The 20,546-nt window shown below is 49.8% G+C and carries 16 protein-coding genes; 11 read left to right on the top strand and 5 right to left on the bottom strand.

Annotated elements, in window-relative coordinates; all coding sequences use genetic code 11:
• Positions 1-35: 35 nt before the first annotated feature.
• From ACOQPM_RS21240 to ACOQPM_RS21225, 4 genes are all read right to left on the bottom strand, one after another.
• Entirely contained in the window at positions 36-1,694 is a 1,659-nt protein-coding gene (locus ACOQPM_RS21240; RefSeq protein WP_420632259.1) for an FAD-dependent oxidoreductase, read from the bottom strand.
• 71 nt (positions 1,695-1,765) lie between these two features.
• Complete coding sequence (locus ACOQPM_RS21235) at positions 1,766-3,256, bottom strand: FGGY family carbohydrate kinase (RefSeq protein ID WP_420632258.1); 1,491 nt, start codon at positions 3,254-3,256, stop codon at positions 1,766-1,768.
• Between the two features lie 107 nt (positions 3,257-3,363).
• Positions 3,364-4,248, bottom strand: coding sequence for a permease (locus ACOQPM_RS21230; RefSeq protein WP_420632257.1), 885 nt, complete (start codon positions 4,246-4,248; stop codon positions 3,364-3,366).
• 354 nt (positions 4,249-4,602) lie between these two features.
• A complete protein-coding gene (locus ACOQPM_RS21225; protein WP_420632256.1) occupies positions 4,603-5,337 on the bottom strand; it encodes a GntR family transcriptional regulator in 735 nt (244 codons plus the stop codon).
• 236 nt (positions 5,338-5,573) lie between these two features.
• Between ACOQPM_RS21225 and ACOQPM_RS21220 the strand changes: the two genes are divergently transcribed.
• From ACOQPM_RS21220 to ACOQPM_RS21175, 10 genes are all read left to right on the top strand, one after another.
• Positions 5,574-6,602, top strand: coding sequence for a LacI family DNA-binding transcriptional regulator (locus ACOQPM_RS21220; RefSeq protein WP_420632255.1), 1,029 nt, complete (start codon positions 5,574-5,576; stop codon positions 6,600-6,602).
• A gap of 101 nt (positions 6,603-6,703) precedes the next feature.
• Positions 6,704-8,050, top strand: coding sequence for a hypothetical protein (locus ACOQPM_RS21215; protein ID WP_420632254.1), 1,347 nt, complete (start codon positions 6,704-6,706; stop codon positions 8,048-8,050).
• A gap of 8 nt (positions 8,051-8,058) precedes the next feature.
• A complete protein-coding gene (locus ACOQPM_RS21210) occupies positions 8,059-9,078 on the top strand; it encodes a uroporphyrinogen decarboxylase family protein (RefSeq protein WP_420632253.1) in 1,020 nt (339 codons plus the stop codon).
• 51 nt (positions 9,079-9,129) lie between these two features.
• Positions 9,130-10,314: a galactokinase gene (gene galK, locus ACOQPM_RS21205; RefSeq protein ID WP_420632252.1), complete on the top strand. Its 1,185-nt coding sequence runs from the start codon at positions 9,130-9,132 to the stop codon at positions 10,312-10,314.
• Between the two features lie 15 nt (positions 10,315-10,329).
• Complete coding sequence (locus ACOQPM_RS21200; protein WP_420632251.1) at positions 10,330-10,965, top strand: corrinoid protein; 636 nt, start codon at positions 10,330-10,332, stop codon at positions 10,963-10,965.
• A gap of 51 nt (positions 10,966-11,016) precedes the next feature.
• Complete coding sequence (locus ACOQPM_RS21195) at positions 11,017-11,865, top strand: dihydropteroate synthase (RefSeq protein ID WP_420632250.1); 849 nt, start codon at positions 11,017-11,019, stop codon at positions 11,863-11,865.
• Positions 11,866-12,419: 554 nt separating this feature from the next.
• Positions 12,420-13,298, top strand: a complete 879-nt coding sequence (locus tag ACOQPM_RS21190) for a helix-turn-helix domain-containing protein (protein ID WP_420632249.1) — start codon at positions 12,420-12,422, stop codon at positions 13,296-13,298.
• A gap of 349 nt (positions 13,299-13,647) precedes the next feature.
• The gene (locus ACOQPM_RS21185; RefSeq protein ID WP_420632248.1) at positions 13,648-14,067 is read left to right on the top strand and encodes a DoxX family protein; all 420 of its coding nucleotides are present in this window, start codon (positions 13,648-13,650) and stop codon (positions 14,065-14,067) included.
• A gap of 205 nt (positions 14,068-14,272) precedes the next feature.
• Positions 14,273-14,980, top strand: coding sequence for a luciferase family protein (locus ACOQPM_RS21180; RefSeq protein ID WP_420632247.1), 708 nt, complete (start codon positions 14,273-14,275; stop codon positions 14,978-14,980).
• 392 nt (positions 14,981-15,372) lie between these two features.
• Positions 15,373-16,464: a transposase gene (locus ACOQPM_RS21175; protein WP_420628758.1), complete on the top strand. Its 1,092-nt coding sequence runs from the start codon at positions 15,373-15,375 to the stop codon at positions 16,462-16,464.
• A gap of 63 nt (positions 16,465-16,527) precedes the next feature.
• On the opposite strand, the gene ACOQPM_RS21170 is transcribed toward ACOQPM_RS21175, so the two are convergent.
• Entirely contained in the window at positions 16,528-19,404 is a 2,877-nt protein-coding gene (locus ACOQPM_RS21170) for a UPF0182 family protein (protein ID WP_420632246.1), read from the bottom strand.
• A 420-nt stretch (positions 19,405-19,824) separates the two neighbouring features.
• Here ACOQPM_RS21170 and ACOQPM_RS21165 point away from each other — a divergent pair, with 420 nt between their 5' ends.
• The gene (locus ACOQPM_RS21165; RefSeq protein ID WP_420632245.1) at positions 19,825-20,253 is read left to right on the top strand and encodes a PPOX class F420-dependent oxidoreductase; all 429 of its coding nucleotides are present in this window, start codon (positions 19,825-19,827) and stop codon (positions 20,251-20,253) included.
• The last annotated feature ends 293 nt before the right edge of the window (positions 20,254-20,546 follow it).

Below are 20,546 nucleotides of genomic sequence, written 5' to 3'. Positions count from 1 at the left end.
GACAGTCACCTCTGAGGTGACTGTCATCTGGTTTTTCAAACCTTCACCGGCTCAAACCGATTCTCTGCTACCCATTTTCGATAATTGTTAATTTGCTGTTCGCGTTGCGCCGCATCCCAGCCTAGTAAATCACCCATTTCGTCTGCTACCGCACCGACCGTGTCCAAACCGCCGTCCTGTGTCCAGTAGAACAGCGAGGCACGACGGGTGAAGAAGTCCGTTACCGTCATCGCCATTTCATTCTCGATGGCATAGCACACTTCGGCAGCGGTTAGCTTGTGGCCGCCCAAACTGCGCGTTGTATCTGGATTTTCGGCCACGATTTCGGCCAGTTTGGTGAAATTGCCGCCATAATGGTTTAACAGCCGTGCTTTCACATCGTCCGGCAAGCTCACACCAGCCGCCATCTGTTTGGCTCTGGCCGTGCTAGCTGCATCGCCGCCGCTCAATGGCTCTGTGTCCGTTGTCGTTGCCGGAATGCCGCGCACGCCGAACTTTTCGCCCAACAGTTCGATGGCCTTGTCCACCACCTGATAGCCCATGACGCGGGCTGTCGTCAGCTTGCCACCGGCAATGTTCAGCAGCCCGTTGGGGCTGACAAAAATCTCGTGTTCGCGTGATACGGAACTGGCGGCCAAATCACCTTCTGGCTTGACTAACGGCCGTAACCCCGCCCACGTCCCCACAATATGCTCGTAGCCCAGATTGCGACCGGGAATGGTGTAATTTGCCACTTCCAGCAGATAGTCGATGTCTTCATGCGTTGCCACGACATGATCAAATGAGTCCTCGTAGTAGGTATCTGTGGTTCCCACATACACCAGGTCGCTGTCGAGCGCGGGAATCGGCCACACGGTACGGCCGTCACGCGGGGATTGCAAAAATACGGCGTGGTTCAGCGGAAAATCCTGTTTCCGCAGCACAATGTGAACCCCTTTGGTGGGACTGAGCATCTTATTCTTCACGCCTGCTTCCATGAAGCGGATTTTGTCTGTCCAGGGGCCGGTGGTATTCACAACTTGTTTAGCGCGAATCACGCCTTCTGCGCCAGTGATCGTGTCAGTGGCTTCTACGCCGGAAATACGGCCGTTTTCCTGCACCAACCCCGTCACTTCCACATAATTAGCGGCCAATGCGCCCGCATCACAGGCGGCTTTGATGGTTTCGATAGTGAAACGGCCGTCATCCGTCAAAAAGTCATAATAAAAACCACCACCCTTCAAGCCATTGGGATTCAAATCCGGTTCAATCGCCAGCAGCTTGCTTTTCTTCAGCATCTTGTGGCGGCGCGATCCCGGGTTCCCAGAAAAAATGTCGTACATGGTCAGCCCGGCGTGCAGCATCGGCAGTGTGGCGGGCAGCCAGTTAAACATCATTTTGTACCCTTGATAGAGCAAATAAATAAACGGCCGTGGATGCGCCAGATGGGGAGCTAACTTGAGCATCAGTTCCCGCTCACGGCACGCTTCCCGCACCAGCCCAAACTCAAACTTCTCCAGATAACGCAAGCCGCCATGAAACAGCTTAGTTGAGCGACTGCTGGTTCCAGAGCCAAAATCATTCTTCTCCAGCAGCGCTACCGACAAACCGCGCAGCGCTGCATCCCGTGCCGCCGACGTACCCGTTGCGCCCCCGCCAATAATCAGCAGGTCAAAAGTCTGCCCGGTCAAATCACTAATCGTAGACCTTTTCATTGTTCATGCCTCCTTTGGGAGACTCTTTAGATGACAGTCACCTCCAAGGTGACTGTCATCTAGGTTCGTCCTTATTTCGCCCATTCCATGCTGCGGTTTACCGCTTGCGTCCACTTGGCATAGAGTTGGTCGCGTTCTTCAGATGTCATGTTTGGTTTGAACACCTTGTCAACAGATTGCCCGGCAAAGCACGCTTCTGGACTGCTCCAGAAGCCAACCGCCAAACCCGCCATGTAGGCTGCGCCCAAGCTGGTCGCTTCCGCGACAGACGGCCGTACCACTTCCACATCCAGCATATCCGCCTGGAACTGCATCAGGAAATCATTCTGCGACGCGCCGCCGTCGGCGTTGATCGTCTGGATATTTACGCCAGAATCTTTCCGCATCGTCTCAATGAAATCCTTCATCGAATACACAATACCTTCCAGCGTAGCGCGCACCAGATGCGCTCGCTTGGTGCCGCGCGTGATGCCAATAATCAGGCCGCGTGCGTAGGAATCCCAGTACGGAGCCGACAAACCGGCCAACGCGGGTACAAAGTAAACACCGCCATTGTCCGGTACGCTGGTCGCCACAGCTTCCGATTCGGCCGAATTGCTAATCATTTCCGCACCGTCACGTAGCCACTGCACTGCTGAGCCGGTAACGGCCGCATACCCTTCCAGCCCATATGTCGTTTCGCCATTCATGCGCCACGCAATCAGCGTCGTCAGGCCGTTTTGCGAGATTTTGGCTTCCGGGCCAATGTTCATGTCCAGGAATGTGCCTGTGCCGTGCGTTACCTTCACGTTGCCGGGTTCAATGCAGCCCTGGGCAAACAGCGCCGCGTGCTGGTCGGCAATTGCGCCCGTAATCGGCACTGCTGCGCCAAAGATTTCAGGGTCTGTTGTGCCAAAGTTGCCAGAATCTGGGCAAACTTGGGGGAACATGCTCAACGGCAAACCGAGGAAATCGAGCCATTCGCTGTACCATTCATCGTTGATCAGATCGTAAGAACCGGTTACGGATGCGTTGGAGGCGGCGATGGCGTGGTTTTTGCCGCCGGTGAGCTTGTAAATCAGCCAGGAATCAATCGTGCCAAAGGCGATTTCGCCCGCGTCGGCGCGTGTTTTGAAGCCGGGTACGTTGTTCATCATCCAGTGTAGGCTGAGTGATGAGTATACGGGAGCGAGTGCCCAACCGGTACGGCCGTATACTTTTTCCGCCCACTCATCACGAACCTCTTCAACAAAATCGGCCGTGCGCGTGTCTTGCCACACAATCGCGCGGGTCACAGGTTGCCCGGTGGCTTTATCCCAGGCAACGGTCGTGGCCCGTTGGTTGGTGATGCCCACTGCGGCCAAATCGGTAGGGGCAATGCCGCCTTCTGCCAACGCCTGCTTAATCATCGCCACAGACTTATCCCAAATCTCCATCGCGTCATGCTCTACGCGGTCTGGTGCTGGATGGTGTTGTTCAAATTCGGTGTATGCTTGTGCTTTGACATTGCTGTCCTTGTCAATAATCAGAGCGCGGGTTCCAGTGGTTCCTTCATCAATTACGAGAATATATTTTTCAGACATGTTATTTCTCCAATCTAAATCTTTAGGGGAATCGCTAAATTCTGGAGACTGGAGATTAGTAGACTGCCAATCCCTAATCTCCAGTTCTCCAGCCTCCAATCCCATAATTAAGGCAGTGGAATGTTATAAATTCCAATGGCTGCGAAAATCAACGAAACAGTGGTCAGGGTGGCAATCGTCGCTGCCGGGGGGTCGATGTGGGTGTCACCATGTACCAGGAAGGTATTAGCCATATATTCGCCGACGATACCGGCGGCGACACCAAAAATTCCACCCCAAATCAAACTACCACTGGCCGAAGCCGCAACGGCCGCTACCAACGTAATGTGATGGGTGACTGGTACTTGTACCCCCAGGCCCAATAGCATTAAACTAATTGCCGAAATCGCAAAACCAAAAACGACACCACCATTTTCTGCGCCAATAAAAATCGCCAGGTAAGCAGAAAGTAGACCAGCACCCAATCCAATTAAAATGCGCTGCCACAGAATGCTTTGCCAGGGCAGCCACTGCGTGCCATCAGGCGGCGCATAACGCTTTACGCCAGCGGGGACTTTGCCCAAAACGCCATTGCCCCACAACAAACGGGCAACGATTGCCGATGTAACAACGGTTAGGGCAACAGTATCTGTCCAGGCAAACCCAACCAAACTAAACAGCCAATTAACGATATAGCCGCCAATGCTGAAAAGTCCACCAACCAGCAGTACGTCTGGTTTGTTTACGCCCATTAACGCGGTAACAATATCTTTACCGCTCTCGATATACCCCTTTTTCCCGGCATAGGCTGCGGCAGCAACACCAGCCGCAAAACCACCCACGTGCGGCCCAAAAGCAGCCCCTAGGGGAATGCTCATCAGGTCAGCACCTGTGGCCTGAGCACCGATGGCGACGAGAATAAGAAAACCTAATATGACAAATGCGCCCAACGCACCAACGGCTGCCCCAAAAATCCCACCTGCAAATGCAATCACAATACTTACGATGTCCATCTTTTCTCTCCTGTTTCTGATTTGTTCTGAAATTTGTCTGTTCTAAAGAAAATGAAAAGGGTCTATGCTTTGAGGTATATAACTAACTGCTCATCTCCTTCCTTTGATGTAAGCCCTCAAGGTGGGTATAATTTGAAAGAGCAAGCGCACCATTGGCGAGAACCTGAATAGGTTCGCCTCTAAATGCCGATCATTTTGTTCCAGCAAAATGATTGACAGGTACGTTTTCTCGATCCCGAGCCAGGCAGAAATGTCTGGCTTTTCCGTTAGAATGACTTATGTGTTCGCTGTGATGATAAATAGGGGGTGGAGAAACGGCCGTTTCTCCAATTCCCATCTTCCTTTTGTGTAAACCTATCGCTCTAAAACAACTGTCAACGAAAAACGGTCGCCCCGATTGTAGCAATCTGCATATTTCAGCGGGGTTCCGTCGTCTGAATACAGCACGCGCTCTCCGTAGAGGATTGCACTCGTCTCTGATAACGCGAGGATAGAGGTTATCTGCTCGTCTGCAATCTGTGCCTCAAGCCGTTCCACAACATTGGCGACGTTAAAGCCCATTTTTTCAATCATTTGCCAAACATGCTGCGAGTCCAGATTGAGGGATGCTGCATTGGCATGGACCAAATCGGGAAACAGTTTCACGGGCAAATAGGCATCGTGGTAGGTAATTGGCGTCTGATCGATCAGACGTAAAGTCGCCAGCCGAATGAGTGAGCTGCCTAACTTTAAGCCGAGGGCTTCAGCCATTTTTTCGTTTGCGGGGATGATTTCCTTTTTTAGTAGGCGTACTTCTGGTGTGTGCCCACTGAGGCGACAGCTTTCAAAAAAATCGGTGAGTTTGGTGTGATCACGCTGCACGGTGGATTGGCTAACAAATGTGCCAACGCCATGCCGACGATAAATCAGGCCCATCGCAATCAAATCATCCAGGCTTTTGCGAATGGTCATGCGGCTGACGCCGAATTGAGCAGCTAATTGATCTTCTGAGGGAAGTTTATTGCCAGGTTGCAGTTCGCCAGCTTTGATTCGGGCACTGAGGGTTTCTCTGGCTTGGATATAGCGGGGCATACCAATTGTGCTGATCATACTTTCACTCTTATAAGCTGGTGGCTGATGTATAGTCGTCTATACGTCTATACGTTACCATATTTGCCTAAAGTTTGTCAACCCTTTTTGTTGAAATTGAATAAACGAACGTTTTTAAGCAAGGCCTGAATGATCTGTAGCTGTTTTTCAAATTGCTTGACAATCTGTGGTACGCTGTGGTATTCTGAAACCGGTTTCAGAAAATGAATCATAACAGCCTTTAATAGGATTTACCTATGTCCCGATCCACAATTGCTGATGTTGCACGCGAAGCGGGAGTGTCAAAAGCAACCGTTAGCCGCGTTTTGAGTGGTCGCTCCGAATATATGCGTGACCAAACACGTCAACGTGTAGAGCAAGCAATTGAACGCCTTAATTATCGTCCCAGCAGCGTGGCTAGAAGCTTAACTTCTAAGCGAACGAACACGGCAGGTATTTTGATTTCGGATGTGGGCAATCCGTTTTACCCAGAGGTGATTCACGGCGTTGAGGATGCGGCATTCAAAGACGGTTATGATGTCTTTTTGTGCAACACAAATTATGACGAAAATCGGGGCATGGCATTTGTTCGTTCGCTGATTGACAAGCGCGTGGATGGTGTGCTAATTATGTCAAGCAGCATGTCCGATGAATGGCTAACAGAATTGGCACGCAGCAATGTACCTGCCGTTGTTTTAGATTGGGACGTAAAGGAAGCGACAGGCAATTTATGTTTGATTCGCGTGGGTTACCAAAAAGGAATTCAACAAGCAGTTGATCATCTTGTGGCGTTGGGTCATGAGCAATTTGTGCATGTGAGTGGCCCAAAAGAGCTACGAACGACACAATTACGCCGGGAGACATTTTTGGCGGCATTGCAAGAGCATGGCATTTCTGAATCCCATGTGATGGTTATTGAAGGAGATTTACGCATTGATGGTGGACGAAAAGCGATGCGGGTGATTGCGGAGAAGGGTACAGGCAAAACGGCCGTTTTCTCTGCAAACGATCTCATGGCTATGGGCATCCTCTCGGAAGCCCGTGCGTTAGGCATTCATGTTCCTACAGATTTATCCGTCATCGGCTTGGACGATATTTGGCTGGCAACCCAAACTGACCCGCCGCTTACCTCTGTAACTTTGCCCCGCTTTCAAATCGGGCAAATGGCAATGCAACTGCTATTTGATCTATTGGAAAAACCACGGGACAAAGAGGCGGAACCCCTTTATGCCCATGTAGAGACTGGCCTGACTATTCGTAATTCAACAGCGCCAGCAACAGGCTAGGAAAGGCAACAGATTCGCAACCGAATAACGCGTTTACACATGAGAGGCCCTCTCGATGTGTGCTTTCGGTTGCCAAATAACAAGTTTCAAGGAGAGTAACCATGGAAATACCCCCCCTTGCCGGATTGGCGACTTATGAAGAAGCCGCTCGCGTTGGTTACAGCGTTGAGGAAAATGTGAAACGTTTTTTGCGCTACGCTTGGATTGAAAAACGGGCAATGGAAGTTGGCCTATTTTGGTTGGCTTCCACACCAGAGTGGGAAGTCAAGGAAGCACTCGGCCTGCACCTTAGCCTGGATGCTGACCACGCTGCCGATATTCGTGTGCGCGTCAGTGAAATGCGTAACCCAATGCCGCGCATGGATGTAAGTCCAGACCCGGCGATTGACCAGTTTTTTGATGAGTTACTGACCGCGCAAGATACTGTGGAAAAAATCGTCGGCTTGTACGGTGTGCTCAAGCCAGCCTTGCTCGCAGCGTATCGCACCCACTACGCCAAAGCAAATCCCGTCATTGACCATCCCACGCGGCGGATGATTAAGCATATTTTGATTGAGGAAGAGGAGATGGTGGAGTGGGGCGATGCGGCCGTAACGGCCGTTACCCAATCCCCAGCCGCGCAAGCCAAAGCAGACCAATTCCAAGCCCACCTCAATGCCTACCTAAGATACATGGGCGGCATTATGGGTGGTGGCGAAAAACTGGCCGACCTGCCGCCCAGCCGCGTCACCGAACCATTCACACCCGACTTCTTCCCGCAGCGTGACGATCGATTTGCCATGAAATGGAACTTTGTTAATCCTCAACGGCAAGTCTCCATGAACGAAGATGTCCCGCTTGATGAACGGACGCTCGCACTAATGTGCCGCCGCATCGTGGAAATGGATGTGCCCGAATACATGACCCGCATCGTTGCCCAGGTAGAAGACGAGCCCTGGGAATATTTTATAGAAATGACCCGCCAACTGTGGGATGAAGTGCGCCACGCCAGCATGGGAACCATCTACTTTGAAAGTCGAGGCGTGGACTGGAAAAAACATATCGCTATCCATCCCGGCATGTCAATCCGGTTGGGCACACTGGAAACAAAAGAGGCGCATAATGTCCTCTATGCCATCGAGCAAAACCTGATGCCCGCCAAAACAGGCAAGCGGCTGGAATACGAAATCAGCGTCAACGCCAATGACCCATTGGCCGCCCAAATTCAGGATTATGACTGGGCTGATGAAGTGCTGCACGTCCACACTGGTCGCAAATGGCTGTTGCCCAAAACCGAACTGCCATCCGGCGAAGCGGTTAAGAAAGGGTGGGAGACCCGTGCCTCCACGGTGGATGTGCTTGCCGCTTACGAAGATCGTGGCGAACAGAAGAATTGGTGGCCTGAATTTGTACAAGAAGTGCTAGGCCACAAGACTGCTCATGAAGAATTTGATTTAGTGCGAATGTAGGAGAAAACATGAAGTTATCACGCAAGGAACGGATGCACCGTGCCATCACCTACCAAGAGGTTGACCGTATCCCCACCCAAATTAACTACACCGACGGCATGGGTCAGAAAATGGCCGCCTATTTCAACATTTCTGTAGGTGATCTGCCCGAATTTTTAGGCAACCACATGATTCGAGTAGATATGGATCATCCTGGTGTGCTAAATGAGGACGGCAGCGTTAAGTTTGACTGGTGGGGTGTGGGCTTCGACACGAAAGAAGAAGGGTATTTTGCCGCCGTCAGCCCGCTCAAAGACAATCCCGATTTGGACAATTATCCGTGGCCTGATCCGACTGATCCCAATTTGCTAAAAGGCGCAGAACGCATCATCAAAGAAAAAGGGGATGGGTATTTCATTACGCCCAACTTTGGCTTTGTACTGTTTGAACGAGCCTGGACCTTGCGCGGATTTGAACAATTTTTCATGGACATGGCGGTCGATCCGGAATTTACGGGCGAGCTATTTGACCGCATCACCGACATTCAACTGCAACTCATCCATCGTTACATTGATTTGGGCGTGACGGGCGGTTATTTTGGCGATGATTATGGCGCACAAAAGAATCTGCTCTTTTCACCGCGCATGTGGCGCAAATATATCAAGCCTCGCTTGGCACGTCTGTTCGAGCCTTTCAAAGAGCGCAACATGCCCATTTTGATGCACTCAGATGGTCAAATTCAAAAGATTTTGCCCGATCTGGTTGAAATTGGACTAACAACGCTCAATCCAGTTCAGCCAGAAGTGTTGGATCACAATTGGTTGGAAGAGAATTTCGGTGGCAAGCTGGCGTTTTACGGCGGCGTTTCCACGCAAACGGTATTGCCGTATGGGACGGGTGACGAGGTGAAAACGGCCGTTTCCAACGCCATCTCCACCCTCGCCCCCAATAACACTGGCCTGCTCGTCGCACCCTCCCACCGCATGATGACCGACATCCCCATGTCCAACGTCGCTGCCATGTTAGAAGCTTTTAAGGAATTGGACTAGTTGTCAATGTGACAGTCACTTTGGAAGTGACTGTCACATCCAGGACAAATTATGAACACAGAGGAAAGAAAAGCACAAATCACTGCCGAATTTGAAGAACAATTTGGCAGAGCACCACAAATCTGGTCACGCGCACCAGGTCGAGTAGATCTGATGGGTAGTCACACCGACTACAACATGGGCTATGTGATGACGATGACGGTTGACCGCGACACCTGGATTGCTGCCAGTCAGCGTGATGATGGCAAAGTCCGCATCCGCTCAATGAATATCAAGGGGAAAAGCAAGTTTTCGCTGCACAAAAAAATCAAGCATGATCAGCGTGTGCCGTGGAGCAATTACGTGCGCGGGATGGCAGTTGTGATGCAGCAAGCGGGCTACGAGCTGCAAGGATTTGATGGCTTGATTCACAGTACAGTTCCGTTTGGCAGTGGCTTGAGTTCATCGGCGGCCATTGAAATGGCAACGGCCGTTACCTTTCAGCAGCTTGGCGGTTTTGAGCTAGACCCTGTAGACATGGCAAAACTCGGCCAGCAAGCAGAGAATGAGTTTGTAGGCGTGAGTACCGGCATTCTTGACCAATACAGCTCTGTTTTGGGGCAAGCCGGTAGCGCCATTCAGCTTGATTGCCGTCACCTGGCTCACGAAATGGTACCTATCGCAGATGGTCTACAAGTCGTCATTTGTGACACCCGCGCCGAACGCAACCTCATCGGCTCCGAATACGACGATCGCCGAGCACAATGTGAAGCAGGTGTGCAAATTTTGCAACAACATTACCCCAAAGTTCAAGCATTACGCGACGTGACTTTGGTGCAATTCACTGCTCACGAATCAAAAATGCCAGAGCTGGTTGCCAAGCGTTGCCGCTTCATCATCGAAGAGAATCAGCGGGTCTTAGACTTAGCCGTTGCGTTACCACAAGGCGATTCCGGCGCGTTAAATCAACTGTTTGCCGATTCATACATCGGCGCGCGAGACTTATTTGAGATTGGCGCACCGTCTATGTCTGCCATGATGCGAGCGATGCAATCTGCCCCCGGCGTGGTGGCGGCAAGGCAAGCAGGGGCAGGCTTTGGCGGCTGTATGGTGGCACTGGTAAAGGATGATTGTGTCGCTGAATTTTCCGCCTATGTGCAGACAACTTACACCGACGATACCGGCATCGAACCACGTATTTTTGCCGTCTCTGCCGCGGCAGGAGCTGGTGTGCTAGAGAAAACATTAGAAATCTAAAATGGAGAGAGAAACATGCAAGCTGAATTAGAAACATTATACGAAGGCATTCTCGATGGCGACATGTCCGGCACCCCTGACAACGTACAAACCGCCCTTGACGCCGGTCTTGACCCAGACGTCATCCTCAAAGAAGGCATGATTGCCGCCATGGGTGAAGTTGGCGAACTATTTGAAGAAGGCGAATATTTCGTGCCAGAAATGCTCATCTCTGCCAAAGCGATGCAGGCTGGATTAGGCATTTTGCGTCCCCATTTGGTAGCCTCTGGTGTAGACCCTATTGGCAAAGCGTTACTGGGCACGGTGCAGGGCGACATGCACGACATCGGCAAAAATTTGGTCGGCATGATGTTGGAAGGCGCTGGTTTTGAGGTCATTGACCTCGGCATTGATGTGAGTCCGCAAACCTTCATCGAAGCAATTAACGAACACCAACCGCAAGTGATGGGCATGTCTGCCCTGCTTACTACCACCATGCCGAAAATGAAAGTAACGATTGATGCGATGCGAGACGCAGGTGTGTTGGACAGCGTAAAAGTGATGGTCGGCGGCGCACCCGTAACGGCCGAATTTGCTGAACAAATTGGTGCCCACGGGTATGCGTCTGATGCAGGTCAAGCGGCATCAATGGCAAAAGCATTTGTAAGCTAAAAATTTTACAATAACCTGAAACCGGTTTCAGGAGTTTGTAAGGAAAAACTGATGAAAACTGTTCTCAAAGGGTTAGCTAAAACGGTCACGATTGACACCGATGGCCCCATTACGATTATTGGCGAAAGTATTAACCCGACTCGACGCAAGAAATTAACCGGCGCGTTTACAGAACGCGTTTATGATTACGTGCTGGAATTGGCTGATAGCCAGATTCAGGCTGGCGCGGACGTATTGGATATTAATGTGGGTGTGCCAGGAATTGATGAACCCGCCGTGATGCGTGAAGTAGTAACGGCCGTTTCCAACCACGTTGGCATTCCCCTTTGCCTCGATTCAACGGATCATAAAGCTTTGGCGGCAGGATTAGAAGTTGCACCGGGACGGCCGTTAGTCAACTCAGTGAACGGTGAAGAAAAGTCACTTTCCGCCATTTTGCCCGTTGTGCAAGAACATAAGGTTCCCGTCATTGGGTTGGTTATTGATGATGATGGCATTTCGATGGAACCAGAAAAACGACTGGCTGTCGCGGCGAAAATTATCGAGCGGGCAGGAAAACTAGGCATTCCCGTTGAAGACATTGTCATTGACCCATTGGCAATGGCTGTCAGCGCAGACCACACCGCCGGGCAAATCACATTACGTACTATTGAGCTGATTCACAGCGAATTTGGCGTCAACATGACGCTCGGTGCCAGCAATGTAAGCTTTGGCTTGCCGGAACGCCAAATTGTTAATCAGGCATTTATGGCCTTGGTGGCGCAAATGGGCGTGAGCTGTCCCATCACCAATCCGGTACACCTCACCTGCACCATTCGCGCCACAGACTTGATTCTGGGGCGGGATGAATACTCAATGCGCTACATCAAGCATTACCGCAAATTGCAAAAGGCGAAATAACCATGATACCGCTTTCTTAATGCGGCTGATGCAATTTGCAAATGAACTATCCTGCTGCAAGCAGACGAGGTATCAAAACTGAAAAAGATCCTATTCGCCACAAATGGCGGGGTATTCAATCCCTTTAGGGTAAATAAAAAGAGGCTGTATTTTTATGTGGAATACAGCCTCTTTCTTCACCTGTCGGGGCAGCGGGATTTGAACCCACGATCAATTGGCCCGCCATTACACTCCGATTTGACCTTATAGTTCATTGGGCTACCAGATGCCTTCCCCGTCAACATTCAGGTTACATCCTTCTCAATTTGAAGCTTTACAACTAAGGTAGAGGTTGGCAATAACAAAGGGAGCAGGTCAAACCGGAAGATTGGTGAAAAATTGCAACTAGCAGAAAAGAAAAATTAACATTACATGACAAATTTGCTGCAAAAGCTTCATGTATGAAGTCGAATAGTAATGCATTGATTGCTGAAAACATGGGTTAACGCAATAATTCACTTCACATTTAGTAAGCAACTACTGAATCAACTGCTGATCAACAACCCCCTTTGGTTATGGATAAATTACCACTCCAACGACTTGATGGAATTCGTCAAAGCGACATTTCCCTAAATTTTTACCGGACTGAATTATCACCGACTGGGTCTATTGGACCTAACCCACACCGACATACATTTAATGAGTTTTTCTTCATTTCATCTGGGAGCGGCACTCACATTATTGACTTTGTAGAGTACCCAATCCGCCCCAACACACTCTTCACTGTCGGCCGTGGTCAAGTTCACTATTGGAAAGAAATAGAAAAATTACCAGTCGGTTTTGTTATCCTCTTCGAGGAAGAGGTATTTCCTTTTTTTGGTCATGATTCCCTCTTGCCCCAACTTGACCTATTTAGTCCTTTTGGCAAAGCAGCCTGTTATTTGTCAGTAGAAGAAGCGAAGTGGTTTCGGCAAATGATGGATAATGTCGAGTCTGAATTTAAGACACAGGATTTTGGTTGGCGAGAAACGACTGTCTCAATGCTACAGATGATGTTAATCCGAGCCAAGAGATTCTATAATTTAAAGAGTAATTCAACTGAAAGTTTAGTTGCAGAACAACGAATAACGCGCGAGTTCCTAGATCAGGTAGAGCAAAGCGTCACTGAAAAACTCAGCATTGGTCAACTTGCAGAAACTATAGGCGTGTCTGTTGCGCATTTGACCACGACTGTACGCCAGGTAATGGGAGTCTCTGCTGGTACATTGTTAAGGCAGCGACGGGTTCTGGAAGCTAAGCGGCTCCTTGTTCATACAAACATGACCATCGCTGAGGTTGCTTTCACACTAAGCTTTGCCGATCCATCTTATTTTGGCCGATTTTTCAAACGCGAAACTAAAAGCACACCACGCCAGTTCCGGGAACAATTCAAAAGAAAGTACCAGAACGTCTAAACGTTTTCACTTACCAGCTTCCTCCTTATTCCCTAAACTAAAAACAACCGAATCAACAAAGCTATTCAACTTCTGTTATCCAAAATTGTTCAACTCCCAAGCGAAGGTGGTTTAGTTTACCTTTCCGTTCATTGGGCAAGCAAAGTAAACAGCGGTGCTTCGATCTCAGGATTTGAGAAAGAATCCGGCGTTAATCCTTGATGTCGAGACAATGAACATCACAGTTTATGACCTTCAGTAGTGAATCTTTTGGAAAGTATGAACGCTGAACCTAGGACGTGAAACTTTATCAAAAATCGCAAATGGGTAGTGAATTTATAATTAGTTAGGAAAATAAGGAGAAAAAGAAATGAATATAAAAGCGTTGTTGCAACCCGCACCAGATAAAGCTGATGTGGCAATGACAATCATTCGAGTTGCTGTAGGGATCATCTTTTTTGCACACGGCTGGCAGAAAATTTTTACATTTGGTTTTGAGGGGACAGGCGGTTTTTTTGGCAGTATAGGAATTCCAGCAGCGGGGTTTTTCGCCATTGTTGTTTCGCTTCTTGAGTTGCTGGGAGGCCTCGCTTTAATTTTAGGAATCGGAACACGAATTGTCGGTCTTTTGCTCGCCATCGATATGATTGTTGCTCTATTAGTTGTGCATTTACCAAATGGTTTCTTTGTTAGCGAAAACGGTTATGAATTCGTTTTGATTTTAGGTGTTGCTTCATTGTCTTTTGCTATCACAGGGGCAAGCAGTATATTACTTGATAATCGCCTTTGATAAAATTGTCCATCCCTTCCACCTCGATCCAGTGTAAAAAATAGAGTAGTTCAACTAGAACAACTCTATTTTTAAATCTGCCTTCTTACTTTTCGAGCTGAAATTCTGCCTATTACCCGCTCATTTCAAAGGATAATATTAGATACATCCTGCCGAAACTGTTCAGGACTGATCTCCATCCACCTGACTTAATAGGAGAATAAATATGGATAAATGGATAAAAGTGCTAATTATTCTCATAACTGCGGTTACCCTTCTAGGGGCCTGTTCAGGCAATCAAGAACAGGCCGATGGGATACAGATCAACGAAGTCGCGACCCCTGAGGTTGCAGAAAATTCCACCTATGACGAAGAATATTACTACGATGACCTTGAACTTCCCCCCAATGAAGAAGAGAATGAGACATCAGATGAATCCTTAGCGGAAACATCTCATTTCTCCCTGCCTGAGCGATCAGGGGCACGCACGCAAACAAGCGGTACGGTACCACATGTACAAATTGGGGTCGTGTCTATTGAGGCAATTAATGAAGAGCTTTCGCGACGAGCATTTTCGCTGCCCGGCGTAGAAAACAGACCAACTATTGTCTCTTTGCCAGGGGCACGAGGAATGTGGTTAAGTGATGATATTGATCTGGCGCATCCAGAAGTTATTGTTTCAGGTCGTGAGTTTGCTCATATTCATCCTGATGGTAGTTTACATGCACCCTTACCCTATGAGCGGGCTTTGGAAGTTGCAGAAAAGGGGTGGGGTGAGAGGCATCCTTGGGCAGATGAACGAGAAGGATGGGATGGATTTGTGATGCTTTTCACACCTCTGAATATAGCTGAATTAGATATCACTTTTCAACTGATCGTCGAATCCTATAATCATGTGACGGGTCAATCTTTGCAAGCATCAGATTTTGAGTAATCATTAACAAATACAACCTATTGTGCTCATAGCATGGTTTGAGGCATTTCGAAAAAACATCACTCAATTGTGAGTTTCCTAAACTCTTAATTGCATTTCAGCCTTCAGAGATTATTGAGTGAATTCAGATGATGGTCAAACCGAGAACAATCGACCAGTTATTTGCTTTGGTAAGAAAATTATGCCCATGATTGAGCGAATCCTCTTACTTTAGTTTTGAGTAGAGGTGCAAAACGGGATAGAACAGGCAATGATACCAACCATTAACCTGTCGTCCCGGTTTGCCTTCCCCCAGGGGGGGGCTGAGGGGAGGACATGTTTAGAGGGTTGAAAAAAGAATAGCTCATCAAGGACAATTCTGATGTGTTCCAAAACGTCAGAAGGAGGCCAAAATGAGCTATCCAGTACTTTATCAATGGAATCAAACAATCGCCAGCCAATTGCCTTGTCTCAATAGCTGGCAAGTCGATAACGTCGGCTTGTTTAGCCTGGGCATCATGCGAGCAGAAAGCTGCCAACAGCAACAGATTGCCCGCCAGGTTGCTACAGGCGAGAGGGTCGAAAGTTGTGCCCGTCGCTTGCGACGTTTTCTGGACAACAAACGTTTTCCTCTGCAAGCCTTCTTCAGCCAATGGACAGCCTGGATTGTCAGCCAGTTGCCACCAGGCAAGCTTTATCTGCTGGTGGATGAGACAAAGTTGCAAGACCGCTTGGCTGCCATGGTGGTTGGCGCTGCCTGGGAAGGACGTTGTATCCCTCTGGCCTGGCGTTGTTATATTGCCAACAATCATGACCAGTACCCAGCCGAGGGGCAAGTTGGCATGGTCACAGCCCTGTTGCAAACTGTCAAGAAGGGCATTGCAGCAGACAGAAACGTCGTGGTGTTGGCTGACCGAGGGATTGGGACATCTCCTGATTTGTGTCAGGCTGTGGCCAGCTTGGGTTGGTGCTATCTGTTTCGCGTTACCAGCATGACCAAAATCTGCACCGAGGCAGGCGATTTTGCCATTGCCAACATGGTACAGGCTGGTCAACAGTGGTCGGCTGATGGACTCGCTTTCAAGCAGCGCGGCCGGTTGCCAGCAACCGCACATGCGATTTGGAGCGCAGGCTATGACCAAGCATGGGCGTTGGTAACCAATGACACTACGCTGACTGGCTTTGAGTATGCCAACCGCAATTGGCAGGAGCAAAGTTTCCGCGACCTCAAAAGCGGTGGCTGGCATTGGGCAGACAGTCGGATTAGTCATCCAGACCATATGGATCGTCTGCTTGTTCTCCTGGTGGTCGCCTATGCTTGGTCGCTTGCTTTGGGAAGCGTTGCGGTTTCGCAAGGTCTTGCTCAACCAATGCAGCGTCATGCAGACGGCCGTATACGTCGTCATTGGAGTTTGTTCAAAGAGGGGCTTCAATTCTTCTTTGAGTTTGTTTTGAGACATAACCATTTTATCAATTTACAATTTACAATTCTTGCCCGACCCTAGGCTTGCCTGAAAAGGTGTCCTCCCCTCAGCCCCCGCAAGGGGAGGGCTAGGGAGGGGGTTAGTTTATGGTGTTTCACCTGTCAGCTCAACCAGTCGGTTGAGCGTTTCTTCCAGAGCGGCCAGTTCTGCGCCGTAGGTGGCCCAGTCACCGTCGCGCTGGGCGGCTTGAGCAGCTTCAAAGTGGGTATTAGCTGCACTGATCAGCTCTTCAACCGTCGCGTCTACAGGGGCTGTTTGGACGGGAGGGCTGTCTTCGGTGGAAACGGCCGTATCGCCATCTCCCTCATCCTCCACCACAATATCCCCCGGAGACTCTAGCAGCAACGCGGAGAGCGCACCATTCAGCGACGTGTCCATCGCAATGCGCGTATCTGTCGCCACAATAACTCGCTTAAGCTCCGGCAAGGCACTGGTGTCGGCACGCAGATAGACGGGCTCCACGTACAAAAAGCTGTCATTTAGCGGAATGACCAGCAGGTTGCCACGAATCACGTTAGAGCCACCCTGATCCCACAGCGAAAACTGCTGCGAAATAGTTGGTTCCTGATCTATGCGGCTTTCTACCTGTAGCGGCCCAAAGACCAACTCTTGCTTTGGCAGTTCGTAAACCACCAATTCGCCATAATTCTCCGGGTCGTTGCGGACGGCCATCCAGGCGATCATGTTGTCTTTGCCCACCGGATTGAATGGCTGGATCATCAAATATTCGCTTTCCGCCTCGCCGGGCAGCGGCATGATAACGTAGTATGGTTCCATTGGCTGTTGATTGCCTTCAAAAACCTCTTGCGGAATCTGCCACACATCTTCCTGGTTGAAGAAGACACGCACGTCTGTCATGTGGTAGCGCAAATATTGTTCTGCCTGGATGGTGAACAAATCTTCAGGGTAGCGCAGATGGCTAAGTAAACTTTCTGGCATCTGGCTGAGTGGCTTGAATAGGCCAGGAAAGGCGTTGCTGTATGACTGAATGATCGGATCATCTTCGTCGGCAATGTAGTAGTTGATGGTGCCATTGTAAGCATCAATGGTGATCTTGACAGCGTTGCGAATGTAGTTGATGTTGGTGGCTGAATCGGGGGTGGCGTAAGGGAAACGGCCGCTATACGTAAACGCATCCTGAATCCAAACCAAATTGCCATCGTTGGTTAGCACAATGTATGGATCGCTGTCCAGGGCCAGGAACGGCGTGATCATATCAATGCGCTCCTGGATTTGGCGATGAATTTGAATGCGGGTTTGGGTGTTGATTTCATCACTCAGCAGTACGTTAGTATCGCCCAGGCGGAAGGCAAACGCCAGCCGCTTGAGGAAGCTATCCAGCGGGACGCCGCCCGTGCCCTGGTAGCTGGAGTAGACGTTTTCGTTGCCGCTGGGGTAGCTAAATTCATCCCGGTCGCTTCCCACAAACACCTCATCGTTGGCTAATTCGCCGTAGTAGATTTCTGGTCGAGTCACTTCTAGCGGAATTTCACTTTCCGGCGGCAGATTCTTGATGAAAAATTCTGGCTGGCCGTCGGCAGTGAAGCGGTCTACAGGGTTCATAACAATGCCATACCCGTGCGTGAACTCTAGCTTAGTATTCACCCAGGCGAGTGAAGGAAGTTGACTTTTGTCTAGCTCACGGGTGGCCAGCATCACTTGTTGCAATTCGCCATCAATTTCGTAGCGATCAATGTCAATTTCGCCAAAGACATAATACGGCCGTAACGCCTGAAGCTGCGTGTACGTGGCCTGGAGCGGACGATAATCCCACAGACGAATATTGTTCAATACGTCACTGTTGGCGTTGATGTCGGCCTGGTTGAGTGGATCCACCTGGGCAAAGTCGCGGGTTTGAATTTCGTCCAGATTAAAGCCCAGCCGAGTGAAATCAATGTTGTATTGGATGTACGGCGTCTCGCGCACCAGCTCGTTTGGCTCCACCTCGAACCGTTGCAGCAGGGAGGGATAGACGCCGCCCACCAAAATGGTGGTCAGCAGCCATAACCCGCCCGCTACGAGCAACGGCCGTAAACTCAACCGGAAAATATTCACAAGCATTACCAGGGCACCCAGCACCATGAAAGCAATTTGGCCGTACAGCGCGTACAGCGACGCATTGATGTCTGTGTAGCTAGCGCCAAACACCACGCCCCTGCTGGAATAGTTCAGGTTAAAAATCTCAAAAAGATTGCCGCTGGCCCACAGCAGCAAAATGAGCGCCGCTAAAAAGGCCACATGCTGCCGCAAAACGGCCGATTCCCAGGGACGCCATTTGCCCCGCTGAATCTCGATCACGTTATTCACAGCATAGATTGCCAGCGTGCCCAAAATGGTGAGCAGCAGCAGCGACACCAGCCACTGCTGGAGCGCCTCATACACGGGCAGCTCAAACAGATAAAAGCTGATGTCTCGGTTGAAGATGGGATCATCGGTGCCGAAGGGAACGCGATTGAGGAACAGCAAAAATTCGTCCCAACGCACCGCAATGGAACTGGCAAAACCAAAGGATAAAAAGAGTGCCAGACCCAGCAAAATCCACTTAACGGCGCCAATTTGCAAAAAGCGCGGATTGTACTCAGGTGTATCTTTAATAGCGCGGCGGCGGGCGATGGCCCAGTTGCCCCACAAAATGAGGAAGGCAATGATGAAAAAGGCCACAAAGCTAAAAAATTGGTAGCTCCAGCGCGTTAGCCATACGTTTTCGTAGGTCAGTTCCGTAAACCAGAGCCAATCTGTGTAGATGCCCACCAGCCAGTTGAGGCTGATGAACAGTAAAAATATAATCCCGATGATCCACAAGTTGCGGTTGCTGCCGCGTGGGCGGCGCGGACGGCTAGGGAAGGGCGGACGGTCGCCGCCTTCACCACCTTCGCCGCCCTCGCCCCGATTACCTTCCCAGCCAGCCTCTTCCATTGCTCGCCGGAACACTTCTGGGATGTCCCAGTTATCTCGACTCATTTTTCCCGTCCTATTAAATGGCCACAGAGGTCTGCCCATAGGCATAGAGATTTTTGAGGGTTTCCCTCGTTTTGGAATGTCTCTGCGGCTTTTTAGGTAGATTCCTTGCTATTATTGTCCCACATTTTGGGCATAATATGATGAGACCGTAGTGAGAACGGCCGTTTCCATTTTACTTCCCTGCCATCTACAATATTATTTTACCAGAATTTTCAAATCAATAATCAATCAAGGTAGGGGCGAGGCAGTTGGCAACGATCATTGCCAAGCAAAACCAACAAACTCACTAACTGCCTCGCCCTTTTACTCGCCCTTTTACGTATTTCCCATGAAAAGATTTCAAAAGTCTTGCACGTAGTCCGCTATTTGCCAGAAAGATTCGAGACTTTTGAAATCTCCTTTGACAACAGGAGACCCAACATGAAAAAGATGACCCAAGCAGAAGCCTACGAATTTTTAGCCACCGGCACCCGCACCGGCAAATTAGCCACCGTCCGCAAAGACGGCCGTCCCCACGTCGCCCCCATCTGGTTTGTGCTAGACGGCGACGACCTGATCTTCAACACCTGGCACAGCTCGGTGAAGGGGAAGAATTTGGTAAGAGACGGCCGTATCGCCCTCACCGTAGATGAAGAAGTAGCCCCCTACGCCTTCGTGATGGTCGAAGGCACGGTAGAGATCAGCGAAGATTTGGCGGAAAGCCTCAAATGGGCCACCCGCATTGGTGTCCGCTACATGGGCGCAGACCAGGCCGAAGCCTTCGGCAAGCGCAACAGCGTCCCCGGTGAATACCTGGTGCGGATCAAGGTGAGCAAAATCGTGGCCATGAAGGAATTAGCCGCCTGGTAATTTTGACCCCATAAAAAAATCGGTTGTGTAGGGGCGAGGCAATCGGCCACGATCTTGGCTTAGCAAACGGCCGTTTCTCCGATTGCCTCGCCCTGGTCGTCTTCCGCAATGAAGACTACAAAAGTCTTATTCTCTTTGGAATTTACATCATTAGACCCAAGACTTTTGTAGTCTAATTAGGGCGAATGTGTAAGTCCTAAAGATTTCAAAAGTCTTGCAGATAGTCTCGCTATTTGCCAGAAAGGTCGAGACTTTTGAAATCTACGCTTCGCTCTGTACAGTTCTCTCGATTT

It is taken from the genome of Candidatus Leptofilum sp. (assembly GCF_965223525.1).
Lineage (GTDB): Bacteria > Chloroflexota > Anaerolineae > Promineifilales > Promineifilaceae > Leptofilum.
Note: the sequence above shows the minus strand (reverse complement) of the source record. Positions and strands in the feature narration are given on the sequence as shown.

Excerpts from the sequence above, each read along its gene's own strand:
- ACOQPM_RS21240 (WP_420632259.1), bottom strand. The coding sequence starts at position 1,694 with ATGAAAAGGTCTACGATTAGTGATTTGACCGGGCAGACTTTTGACCTG.
- ACOQPM_RS21235 (WP_420632258.1), bottom strand. The coding sequence starts at position 3,256 with ATGTCTGAAAAATATATTCTCGTAATTGATGAAGGAACCACTGGAACC.
- ACOQPM_RS21230 (WP_420632257.1), bottom strand. The coding sequence starts at position 4,248 with ATGGACATCGTAAGTATTGTGATTGCATTTGCAGGTGGGATTTTTGGG.
- ACOQPM_RS21225 (WP_420632256.1), bottom strand. The coding sequence starts at position 5,337 with ATGATCAGCACAATTGGTATGCCCCGCTATATCCAAGCCAGAGAAACC.
- ACOQPM_RS21220 (WP_420632255.1), top strand. The coding sequence starts at position 5,574 with ATGTCCCGATCCACAATTGCTGATGTTGCACGCGAAGCGGGAGTGTCA.
- ACOQPM_RS21215 (WP_420632254.1), top strand. The coding sequence starts at position 6,704 with ATGGAAATACCCCCCCTTGCCGGATTGGCGACTTATGAAGAAGCCGCT.
- ACOQPM_RS21210 (WP_420632253.1), top strand. The coding sequence starts at position 8,059 with ATGAAGTTATCACGCAAGGAACGGATGCACCGTGCCATCACCTACCAA.
- galK (WP_420632252.1), top strand. The coding sequence starts at position 9,130 with ATGAACACAGAGGAAAGAAAAGCACAAATCACTGCCGAATTTGAAGAA.
- ACOQPM_RS21200 (WP_420632251.1), top strand. The coding sequence starts at position 10,330 with ATGCAAGCTGAATTAGAAACATTATACGAAGGCATTCTCGATGGCGAC.
- ACOQPM_RS21195 (WP_420632250.1), top strand. The coding sequence starts at position 11,017 with ATGAAAACTGTTCTCAAAGGGTTAGCTAAAACGGTCACGATTGACACC.
- ACOQPM_RS21190 (WP_420632249.1), top strand. The coding sequence starts at position 12,420 with ATGGATAAATTACCACTCCAACGACTTGATGGAATTCGTCAAAGCGAC.
- ACOQPM_RS21185 (WP_420632248.1), top strand. The coding sequence starts at position 13,648 with ATGAATATAAAAGCGTTGTTGCAACCCGCACCAGATAAAGCTGATGTG.
- ACOQPM_RS21180 (WP_420632247.1), top strand. The coding sequence starts at position 14,273 with ATGGATAAATGGATAAAAGTGCTAATTATTCTCATAACTGCGGTTACC.
- ACOQPM_RS21175 (WP_420628758.1), top strand. The coding sequence starts at position 15,373 with ATGAGCTATCCAGTACTTTATCAATGGAATCAAACAATCGCCAGCCAA.
- ACOQPM_RS21170 (WP_420632246.1), bottom strand. The coding sequence starts at position 19,404 with ATGAGTCGAGATAACTGGGACATCCCAGAAGTGTTCCGGCGAGCAATG.
- ACOQPM_RS21165 (WP_420632245.1), top strand. The coding sequence starts at position 19,825 with ATGAAAAAGATGACCCAAGCAGAAGCCTACGAATTTTTAGCCACCGGC.